The sequence below is a fragment of the Hominiventricola aquisgranensis genome, from assembly GCF_040096225.1.
In the GTDB taxonomy this organism is placed as follows: Bacteria; Bacillota; Clostridia; order Lachnospirales; family Lachnospiraceae; genus Hominiventricola; species Hominiventricola aquisgranensis.
On record NZ_JBBMFC010000043.1, the window covers coordinates 1 to 10,083 of the forward strand.

General features: G+C 44.5%; 10 protein-coding genes. 3 read left to right on the forward strand and 7 right to left on the reverse strand.

Annotation, left to right across the window (positions count from 1 at the left end):
• From WMO62_RS14755 to WMO62_RS14775, 5 genes are all read right to left on the reverse strand, one after another.
• On the reverse strand, positions 1 to 380 hold a 380-nt coding region (locus WMO62_RS14755), incomplete at its 3' end, for a flavodoxin family protein (protein WP_349145148.1).
• Positions 381 to 505: 125 nt separating this feature from the next.
• Complete coding sequence (locus tag WMO62_RS14760) at positions 506 to 1,132, reverse strand: DUF3879 family protein (protein WP_349145154.1); 627 nt, start codon at positions 1,130 to 1,132, stop codon at positions 506 to 508.
• 145 nt (positions 1,133 to 1,277) lie between these two features.
• Positions 1,278 to 1,613, reverse strand: coding sequence for a hypothetical protein (locus WMO62_RS14765; protein ID WP_349145149.1), 336 nt, complete (start codon positions 1,611 to 1,613; stop codon positions 1,278 to 1,280).
• Between the two features lie 44 nt (positions 1,614 to 1,657).
• Positions 1,658 to 2,374, reverse strand: coding sequence for an AAA family ATPase (locus WMO62_RS14770; protein ID WP_349145150.1), 717 nt, complete (start codon positions 2,372 to 2,374; stop codon positions 1,658 to 1,660).
• A 310-nt stretch (positions 2,375 to 2,684) separates the two neighbouring features.
• A complete protein-coding gene (locus WMO62_RS14775; protein WP_349145152.1) occupies positions 2,685 to 3,887 on the reverse strand; it encodes a class I SAM-dependent rRNA methyltransferase in 1,203 nt (400 codons plus the stop codon).
• 315 nt (positions 3,888 to 4,202) lie between these two features.
• Between WMO62_RS14775 and WMO62_RS14780 the strand changes: the two genes are divergently transcribed.
• The gene (locus WMO62_RS14780) at positions 4,203 to 4,403 is read left to right on the forward strand and encodes an alpha/beta-type small acid-soluble spore protein (RefSeq protein ID WP_118511219.1); all 201 of its coding nucleotides are present in this window, start codon (positions 4,203 to 4,205) and stop codon (positions 4,401 to 4,403) included.
• 51 nt (positions 4,404 to 4,454) lie between these two features.
• Here WMO62_RS14780 and WMO62_RS14785 read toward each other — a convergent pair whose 3' ends face one another.
• Entirely contained in the window at positions 4,455 to 5,132 is a 678-nt protein-coding gene (locus WMO62_RS14785; protein ID WP_147601722.1) for a helix-turn-helix domain-containing protein, read from the reverse strand.
• A gap of 115 nt (positions 5,133 to 5,247) precedes the next feature.
• On the opposite strand from WMO62_RS14785, the gene WMO62_RS14790 reads away from it, so the two are divergent.
• Positions 5,248 to 6,939 (forward strand): S8 family peptidase, encoded by a 1,692-nt coding sequence (locus tag WMO62_RS14790; RefSeq protein WP_349145153.1) that lies wholly within the window; start codon positions 5,248 to 5,250, stop codon positions 6,937 to 6,939.
• A 457-nt stretch (positions 6,940 to 7,396) separates the two neighbouring features.
• On the opposite strand, the gene WMO62_RS14795 is transcribed toward WMO62_RS14790, so the two are convergent.
• Positions 7,397 to 8,716, reverse strand: a complete 1,320-nt coding sequence (locus tag WMO62_RS14795) for an aminomethyltransferase family protein (protein WP_118440818.1) — start codon at positions 8,714 to 8,716, stop codon at positions 7,397 to 7,399.
• 143 nt (positions 8,717 to 8,859) lie between these two features.
• Between WMO62_RS14795 and WMO62_RS14800 the strand changes: the two genes are divergently transcribed.
• Complete coding sequence (locus WMO62_RS14800; protein WP_118440819.1) at positions 8,860 to 9,747, forward strand: LysR family transcriptional regulator; 888 nt, start codon at positions 8,860 to 8,862, stop codon at positions 9,745 to 9,747.
• Positions 9,748 to 10,083: the final 336 nt, after the last annotated feature.

Genomic DNA, 10,083 nt, shown 5'->3' on the forward strand with positions numbered 1-10,083 from the left:
AGCTCATACTGGATGCTGCCTACGGGAGAACCACCTACAACAATTGTGCCAACTTTTTTGTTTTTTAACTGCAATCCGCGGCAGTAGCACTTATCAATGATAAGTTTCAATTGTGCTGACATTCCCCACCAATAAACTGGTGTAGCAAAAAGAATCATATCTGCGGCAGCAATTTTATCAATGGTAGAATTTGTATCATCCTTATCGATGCATCCCTTAGAGCATTGACAGACACCACATCCTTTGCATGGTGCAATGTTGAGTTTGTCGGGTTCAATGATTTCAATTTTATTCTTTTCTGACGCTCCTTTTATAAATGCATTGATTGCTGCCAGCGTATTTCCTTTTCTGGCACTTCCATTAATGATTACAATTTTCATGCGTGTATCCTCCAACTTCCGATTTTAATGTCTCTATTATACCATAATGATACTATTATAAAAAAGGAAAAAGAGCTCCTTCGAGCTCTCTTGATTCAGTTCTGTAAACTTGAAGTTGTTGTATTCTATACTGATACATCAATAGAATTACGAACTAGCCTATTACCATTTTTGACAAGTGTCGCTTCCACTGATTCTCTTGTGACATTATCAAGAATACTTGTATCAAATTTTTGTCCCGGTTTCCAATTTGGATTAGCTGCTTTCACTGCTGCATACATAGCGGATCTATACTGTCCTTCATATTGTTCTAAAGTCCATGTACCACTTAAACGTTTATCTTTATTCACACTTAATTGATAATCTTTGAAAATATCTGAACGCTTAGTTGTATCACCATTTGAAACACCATTTTCTTGAATAAATTCTTTCTTTACATTATCAAACATTTTTTGACGATATTCCTCAGATACATTTGTGAGTTTCTGCCACGATGTACCTTTGCCAGTAACATCCATTCCTGCCACTCCATTTGCATTCAGTAAATCCCCATCGGAATCAAATTGTTTCATCAAATTATTAACAATAGTATCCCTTCCGCCAAATATTTCATATATCATTTTTTCTTCTGGAGACATCATAGCTTCGTTCTGAATTACTCCTTCTAACCAGCCTTTTTCTTTCAAAGCCTTATATTGTTTGCTATTAGTATTGACACCACTATAGGCATTACCTAATCCACTAATATTCATCGACATACAAAAACCTCCTCGTAAATAAACTAAAACTCCGTTTAAAACCAAATCATTACTATATATAGTATATCGTCATATCTCCTACAAAAATAAATAAGGCAGTTTCACAAATACCGATTTTCTCAATTCTCCAAACTTGAAGCTATTCAACTCGAATACTTACGGGGTACAGGGTGAGATTGCCCCCACCCTCAACTTTATACCATTTATCCTTTTCGAGGTTGATTTTTTCTGTCACACCATGTGTAATGTACCCGATTATGTACTGTTCTCCTGTTTCAATATCAGTAAAGACTACATCCGTATCGCTATCGCCACTTACTTTTACAGTTCCCCAAAGTGGCTGTATTTGTTCTGCTTTTATTGTACCTTCGCCATTTGAAAGAGTGATGGTATGCTTTTTCTGGATAATGGAACAAATCAAAAGCACGATCAGAAAGGCAACTATCGCACACAGCATCAAACGCTTCGTTTTCATCAAGACACCTCCTGCAAATTTTAAGTTGTCGATTCCTTTATTATCTAATCTGTTAGCAATCTATTCAACAGCATCTGCCTGTTGTTGATAAACATTTCTGTTACCTGATAACTCTCTGTTTCTTCATATTCGCATAAATGGATGCTTCCATTATCAAAACAATAGATGTCTGCATCTGGTATTCCTAACAAAATCGGTGAATGCGTAACGATGATAAACTGCGCTCCCTCTTTTGCACAACTATATATTTGCATCAGCAATGTAAGCTGTCTCTGTGGTGATAATGCAGCTTCTGGCTCATCAAAAAGATATAAACCATTTGGCCGCAGATGATTCTGAGCCAATGCGAGAAAACTTTCTCCATGTGATTTTTCATGATATTTAGCGGAAGGATGCTTGCGATCTGCATATTCTTCTTCCTGCGTTGCAACGTTATAAAAACTTTCCGCTCTAAGAAAATATCCCCACTTTTCCTTCCGATAGCCTTTGGAAATTCTTATGGCATTACACAACTCGGAATGCGTATCATGCGTAGAAAAAACATAATTCTTTGTTCCTCCCTCAGGATTAAAACCATGTGCTACGGCAAGTGCCTCCAATAAAGTTGATTTACCACTGCCATTTTCTCCGACAAAAAAGGTAATTGATTTATTGAAATCAAGTTTTTCAATCCCCTTAAAAGCTTCAATGCTCTTTAAATAACTGTCGTTATCGATTCTATTCCAATCAAACATGACTCCTTGTATGAATTGATTATTCAACGAATCACCCTCCTGCAAAAACACTTTCTAAACTCGATCATAACCCCATACGATGTGTCAAAACGCATCTATGGTCCAAGGCTGTCGCCCTGGACGGATATCTTATAGGCCTGCCTTATATACTGAGTCCTACAGAGATGAATGTAACCGCTTTTTTACCCCTTTCAAATTTGAAATAGACCATCAGTATTTTCACGATTCCGGTAATCGTCAAGCTGATAAACAATGCCCAATAGATCCTGATTATGAAAGCATTGCTATCTACATATCTAAAGAGATTTACCGAATAGATATATCCATTTTCCGGCTCTTATTTCTCCTCCACTACCTGGAAGATAAAGAACTTCAAGTAATAACTCTCATCTGCCGCCCACAGGATCGGATGATCCGGAGCCTGGGTACGGAACTCTACCTGGCGGAGACGCTTATGGGTTGCCTTGGCAGCTTCTTTGACGGTCTTTGCCAGCAGTTCCTGGGTCATAAAATGAGAGCAGGAGCAGGTGGCGAGATAGCCGCCATCTTTGACAAGCTTCAGTCCTTTCATATTGATCTCACGATAACCTTTGATGGCGTTTTTGGTTGCCTCACGGGATTTTGTGAATGCCGGTGGATCTAAGATGACTACATCGTATTTTTCGCCAGCAGCAGCAAGCTTTGGTAATTCGTCCAGTACATTGGCACAGCGGAAATGGACAGTATTCTCCAGATGATTCAGGCGGGCATTTGCCTCTGCCTGTGCTACAGCATATTCGGAGATATCAAGCCCGGTTACTTCTGAAGCTCCTGCGATGCCTGCGTTCAGTGCAAAGGTTCCCATGTGGGTGAAGCAGTCCAGCACCTTTTTGCCTTTGCAGATCCGCTGCATGGCAAGGCGGTTGTATTTCTGGTCCAGGAAGAATCCGGTCTTCTGACCATTTACCACATCGACCATATAGTGCACACCATTTTCCACGATTTCTACATTGGTATCAAATTCTTCTCCGATAAACTGTTTGACTTTCGGAAGACCTTCTTTGGTACGTTCATTGGCATCGCTGCGCTCATAGACACCGCGGATTGTGATGTCATCTGCGGCAAGAATCTCTTTTAACAGAGAGACGATGGTCTCCTTGAACTGTTCCATTCCCAGCGCCAGACATTCCACAACCAGTACATCTTCATATTTATCAATGACCAGTCCCGGCAGGAAATCTGCTTCTCCGAAGATGATGCGGCAGGAAGAGGTGTCTACAGTGGTCTTTCGATAATCCCAGGCGTTCTGCACTCGCATACGCAGGAATGCTTCATCTACTTCCTGGTCTGATTTTCTGGTCATCATGCGGATGCGGATCTTGGAATTCTGGTTGATGAAACCATTTCCCATGGGATAACCGTCAAAGTCATGGACAGTCACCATATCGCCGTTGTGGAAACGGCCGGTGATAGTGTCGATCTCGTTGTCATAGATCCAGGCACCGCCGGATTTGATGGTGCGGCCCTCGCCTTTTTTCAAAGTTACGATTGTATGATACATAGATGATCCTCTTTTCTATTATTATCAGAATAAAATAAGTGTAAAGAAATTCGCCTCAAGTTTCAAGAGCAGATTTTCAGATCCGTGCAAATAAGAGGTATAGGCCTTACAAAATTAGGACATACTTGTTATTGTTCATACAGCAGCCAGACACTTGCTGTCAGGCTGCGTAAGAACATGATTCAGGGGTGAGCAGGCTCCTTTTGCGAAGCAAAACTTTAAATGAGCCTGCGAAGTGTTACTGGAACGAGGTACGAGTGAACAGTAACACATACTTCTGGTATGAATATAGAAACAAGGTGGAAAGGAGCATCTATGGAACAACACACATCGGAATCATTTGAAAATCTGGAACCGGCGGATCGGATGAAATACGAGATTGCCGAGGAATTAGGATTATTGGAAAAAGTCCGAAAAGGCGGATGGAAGGCACTGTCATCCCGGGAGACCGGGCAGATTGGCGGAATGGTGAGCAGAAGGAAAAAGGCACTGGAGAAGGAGCAGGAAACAAAATAAAAAACTGCGGATTTTGCTACGTTGATAACAGGATCCGCAGTTTTGCCTGTATTAGATTCGGATGGGAGAGCGATATTCTTTGCCCATCATCTGTTTCTTCTTCTCCTGGAATTCCCAGAAATAATCTTCCCGTACATCGGACCATTCATGGGTGGTGCGGTCATAGACTTGCACATATTCCTCAATGGTTGGGTGCTTCCGAACCGTGTTGGTCAGATATTCTTCGCCGGTCAGAGGATTGATCTCACCAACCGGACGGGTGCGCCGGAATGCATCGGGAATCTGGAAGGTCGGATGTGCATCGGAGGTGACCGCAGCTTCTGCCGGACTGGTGGAAGCGGAGTCATCATGAACGGATTCTGTGGATGTCTCTGTAGATGTTTCCAACGCATGATCCAGCGTATTCTCATTGATATCCGAGACTGCTTCTTCCAGTGCTTCCGCAGAAGGTGTTGCCTGCGCCTGTTCCTGAGCAGCAAGTGCAGCCGGGAAGAGTTCCGGGACTTTTCCATCTGTGGGTTCCAGCTGAATCGATACCTGATAGCCGAGCAGTGCTGCCAGGATCCGCATGTCCTGTTCAGGGAAGTTATCGCGTCTGAGTCGCTGTGTCAGGTTCTGCCGGGACATAGGCATGCCTGTCTTCTCTACATACAGATCTGCCAGCTCCTTGATCGTCATATTTTTCCGCTTCAATAAAATCTTAATCTGTTCTCCGAAGGAAAGTTCCATGGTACGCCCTCCTGCTTATGCTGTTTCTTAAGTGTCTGTTCTGATTATAATACAGTTTCGCAGGGTTGTAAATGTACGAAACCAGCATAGCATAGAAGATAGGACGGAGGTGCTTATGTTGAACAGTCAGAAAGTAGAAGATGAATTAAATCTGGCACTGGATGCCACACAAAGCGAGCGTGAACGGTCAGCGGGGCTGGAGACAGGGTATGATCCCAAGGCACGCACCTGGGAACTGATTGTAAAATATTCCGGGGATCTGGAGGCAGCAAGGAGTATAGCAGAGGCAGTGACAGAACTGTCTGCAGGTTATGCAATCCTGCTGGTGCAGGAAAACCGGCTGGAAGAGATCATTTCGCTTCCGCAAATTGAATATGTAGAGAAACCAAAGAGGCTCTTTTTCCAGCGGACAGCGGGGAAAAGAGCCTCTTGTCTGACCGGGGTACAAACTGTACCCCTTTCTCTAACCGGGCGGGGTGTGCTGGTGGCAGTCCTGGATTCAGGAGTGGATATTCAACACCCGGAATTCTTAAATCCAGATGGCTCTACCAGAATTGCAGCTCTATGGGATCAGACCATAGAGGGTAATCCGCCGGAAGGCTATGCGCGGGGGACGGAATACACTAAAGCCCAGATTAATGAAGCATTGCGTGACGGTGAATCAATACTGTCCCGTGACAGCAGCGGTCATGGAACAGGGGTACTGGCAGTGGCGGCAGGAAATAGAGGTGTGGCCAGAGACAGTGAAATCCTTGTGGTGAAGCTTGGTACGCCCAGTCAGAATGGATTTCCCAAAACGACGGAACTGATGACAGGACTTGACTATGTGATCCGAAAGGCTCAAGAATTAGGTATGCCCGTGGCAGTTAATATCAGTTTTGGAAATACCTACGGTTCCCACAGGGGAACGTCTCTGCTGGAAACCTATGTGGATGAGATGAGCAGCCGCTGGAAAACCGTGATCTGTGTGGGAAGTGGCAATGAAGGAGCCAGAGCAGGTCACACCAGTGTCAGACTTCAGAATGGGAGAACGACGGAGCTGGAATTTACGGTGGGAGCTTATGAACCGGCCCTGAGTCTTCAGATCTGGAAGAATTATACGGACCGGTTTTCCATTTATCTGGCACATCCTGCTGGCAGACAGATCGGTCCTCTGTATGAGCAGCCGCCTGCTCAGCGATATCAAATCGGAAGGACACAGCTGCTTGCCTACTATGGGGAGCCAGTGCCTTACATGGTGGAGCAGGAAATCTTTATTGAATTGCTGCCAGAGCAGGACTATATTGATGCGGGAGTGTGGACGATCCGGCTGGTTCCGGAAAAAATCGTGGATGGAAGAGTAGAGCTGTGGTTTCCTGCCAGTGCGGCTACAGGAAACGGAACCAGATTCTTAAATCCGGTGGAGAGCGGCACACTGACGATTCCATCTACCGCTTCCAAGGTGATCACGGTGGGAGCCTATGATGCAGCCACCGATGCATACGCAGACTTCTCCGGCAGAGGATTTACAGATGCTGCCTGGCAGACAAAGCCGGATCTGGTGGCACCAGGAGTAAGCATCCAGACTGCCGCGCCGGGAGGAGGCTATGTGACAGTGTCAGGAACTTCTTATGCTACACCCTTTGTGACCGGCAGTGCAGCCATCCTCATGCAGTGGGGCATTGTGGAAGGCCATGATCCTTACCTCTATGGAGAAAAAGTGAAAGCCTGGCTCCGCCGTGGGGCAAGACCATTGCCTGCATTTACGGAATATCCCAATGAACAGGTGGGATATGGACGGTTGTGCATTTTAGAAGCCTTTCCTTGAAGCTCCGTACCACCTTTTGTATGGTAGCGCAACATCGGTTCATCAGGAGACTCCAGGTTTTTCTACGGATGATAGCCTATCTCAACTGGTGCAGGTATACGCCAGTTGGCTGTATATTGGCAACCAGTGCCTGTCGCGTGAAAAGCCGATTATACCCCCTTATCCCAATAGTAAAGAGGCATAAGGGGGTATAATTCTATGCGGAGTACCGCTGATGATTAGAAGGTACGCTATGGACTTTTTCTGAAGTGCAGGCTGTAAGTGCTTAATAGCCACCAGCCCATTATCTCCTGCGCATTCACGAGATGATGTTCCAAATCTCAAAAGCAGCAAATCAAAGGATATTGCCTTTCCATTCAGAAATTACGAAATCAAAACCATGATAATTGCAAAGGAGAGATTGAATAGCAGATTTGTGTAAGAATCTGATTGGGTGAAGGGTTCATGCAGTTCTCCCTTATTTGCGCCGGTCTGCCTTGTAGGGAGTTCTGGTTACAGTGGCGCGGATCATGGTTTGCCGATGTCCTTCAGAACCATAAAGTACATATACTTCCGTTCCTTCCTGCGCATACCGAATATCAATGTTTGCCAGAGAAATCACCTTTTTATATTGGCAGCTGTAACCACGATTGGAAACCAAACCAATCATCTGATGATCTTTACTGAAGGCAGGAATAAACTGCGGGCAAGCTGCAGAGAAATCAGATGTGTTCACAGGCAACGGCATCTGTTCAAATGCCTCGTTTTCTTGATCGAACAAAGAAGCAAAAATCTGGATGCAGTCCTCACTATTCCATTCCAATGTGACGCACTTGGTCTTGGGGTCAGCAGCTTCTGCCATAATGGCGGCCTTTCCCGGGAAGTCTCTGGTTTTGTCCACGAGACGATCCCAACCGTAATCTACCGGAGAGCGGTGCAGTGCTTCTGCACCCGATACAATTGCAGGAATGAAATCGACCCAGATTGTGGGGAAAAACGCCTGTAAATGATTCAGCATCAGGCTTCTCTGGCCCAGCTGACGTAAGCCGAATTCTTTTCCGGCTTCCACAACAGCATTCCAAATTACAGAGCCGTCTGCACTGTCACCAAACAGTTCATACCCAACTTCGCCGGACATGCCGCCTCGGTACAGGCGAACTTTTTTACCAGCAATCATAACATCACGGAAAGAGATAAATGCCAGATCGCCTACAGACTCACCTGTAACCTTTTCAATAACAGCAGTTGAAATTGGCCCCTGAACATGGAAGTTGAAAATTTCTCCAGTTAAATCTTCCACTGTCACGTCGCAACCTTCCGGACGAATCATCAAGCCGGGAGCAATCATAGCGCCGCCGGTCAGGAGAATCTGATCCTCTGCTTCTCGAAATGCAATGCCGTCACCCATCATTTTTCCATTGGGAAGAACAGACACAATGTGGCGACCTTTTCCTACAGGAAACTTCTTATAGCCATTGATGGTTCCCTGCTCCATGCACTTGATTACATCAGGTCCCGTGATACGGTACTTGTTCAGCCAGGACCAGTCTCCTATGTAGCCGGTTTTTGAAATTGCGTTGCACTCGTCCATCCAGCCAGTAAACTCCCACACTCCCAGCACATTGTGTAGCCCACTATAGTGCTCAATACCGGAGTTGGGATTCATGCCCGTCACCTGTCCCTGCACAGCAGGAGTAAACGCAGGCTCCTTGCCGCCATAATACGACAAATCATAGTTATCTTTCTGTTTCCAGCTTGTACGGACTGCATCCATGTCCAGTGTGTTGAAAAGTTTCATTTATTTGTCCTCCCTATTTCAAATTGACATATTCATTATATCGTATAGTTGTAAAATCAGTTATGCGTTTGTTCGTCATGTTATTCATATATTGAATATCAGAACTCGCTGTGCTATACTGAAACTGCATAGGAGGCACTCGTATGAAAACAGAATACATGCGTGAATTTCTAGAACTTGCTGCTGAAAAGAACTACTCTCTGGCAGCAAGAAAACTGTTTATATCGCAGCCAACTCTTAGCAGGCATGTTCAGGCTATTGAGGAGGCATTGGGATATCCTCTGGTAGAATCATCCAGCCACGGCGTAAAATTAACCGAGTATGGTTTCAGTGCGGCACGAAGCTTCCGTAAAATACTAAAAGAATATGATCTTTTACTTGAAACTGGCAAAAACCTTGCACAGCGGATTTCCGGGACACTGACACTTGGAATTCTATACTATGCCATCGATGATTATTGCGGAGGTTTTCTGCAGTGGTTTCAGAGAAAATATCCAAATGTTCAACTAAAATGCAACAGTTATCTGCCCCAGCAGCTTGTGAATGACCTTCGCGCCTTTAAAATAGATGTCGGGACACTTTTTCGAATGGATTCTGCATCTTCGGAGGATTTGAAGTACTTTAGAATCAGCTCTACTTCCATGATTGCAATGACTTCAAAGGATAGTCCTCTGGCGGAGAAAGACTCTGTTACGTTGGTTGAATTGACAGATTACCCCTTGATTACACTAGAAAATGACGAATACTCCGCATCCGTAACGCAGCAGTATTTGTTGGCAAATCATCTCCACTTTCAGGAAATAATATTGGCTGATAATGTAGAGACAGTTCCATGGATCATCCGCTCAACAGGCGGTATCCATATCACAGGCGAAAGTGTTCGCAGGCAAAACGCATCATCTGTTGTATATATTCCGATTTCATCAAAAAAACCTGGAATGTCTTTCGGTTTTGTATGTATAGCCGGAAACGAAAATCCTTTGGTAGTGCTTTTTTTTGAAGCACTTAAAGAATTTTTCGGCCATCAATAGCAATGACAGAAATACTTGGATATCTGCCAGAAGGCGTAACATCGATTGCTCCAGAGAAATTTTTTTGATCCTTAGAGGGACAATATAGAACAGTTTACAAAACACACATAGTGATGCCCTCCGGTGATGGATAACAGTTCTCTATACAGAAATATGCGGTTTTAAGCCATTCCCACGGCCTAAAAACCGCATATTTTTTGTAGCAATGACTTGACATCCTCGGGGTCACTGTGCGTGAGGGAGAGTCTGAAGGAAAGATAAAGGGGCTGTAAAAAAACTCCCCTGACAGAAAAATCGCCCAGACCGTGAGGTCTGAGCGATTTTTTGGTATAATTA

What these genes read in the sequence shown, in the direction of transcription:
- WMO62_RS14795 (WP_118440818.1), bottom strand. Translation starts at nt 8,716, where the DNA reads ATGAAACTTTTCAACACACTGGACATGGATGCAGTCCGTACAAGCTGG.
- WMO62_RS14775 (WP_349145152.1), bottom strand. Translation starts at nt 3,887, where the DNA reads ATGTATCATACAATCGTAACTTTGAAAAAAGGCGAGGGCCGCACCATC.
- WMO62_RS14790 (WP_349145153.1), top strand. Translation starts at nt 5,248, where the DNA reads ATGTTGAACAGTCAGAAAGTAGAAGATGAATTAAATCTGGCACTGGAT.
- WMO62_RS14760 (WP_349145154.1), bottom strand. Translation starts at nt 1,132, where the DNA reads ATGAATATTAGTGGATTAGGTAATGCCTATAGTGGTGTCAATACTAAT.
- WMO62_RS14800 (WP_118440819.1), top strand. Translation starts at nt 8,860, where the DNA reads ATGAAAACAGAATACATGCGTGAATTTCTAGAACTTGCTGCTGAAAAG.
- WMO62_RS14785 (WP_147601722.1), bottom strand. Translation starts at nt 5,132, where the DNA reads ATGGAACTTTCCTTCGGAGAACAGATTAAGATTTTATTGAAGCGGAAA.
- WMO62_RS14765 (WP_349145149.1), bottom strand. Translation starts at nt 1,613, where the DNA reads ATGAAAACGAAGCGTTTGATGCTGTGTGCGATAGTTGCCTTTCTGATC.
- WMO62_RS14780 (WP_118511219.1), top strand. Translation starts at nt 4,203, where the DNA reads ATGGAACAACACACATCGGAATCATTTGAAAATCTGGAACCGGCGGAT.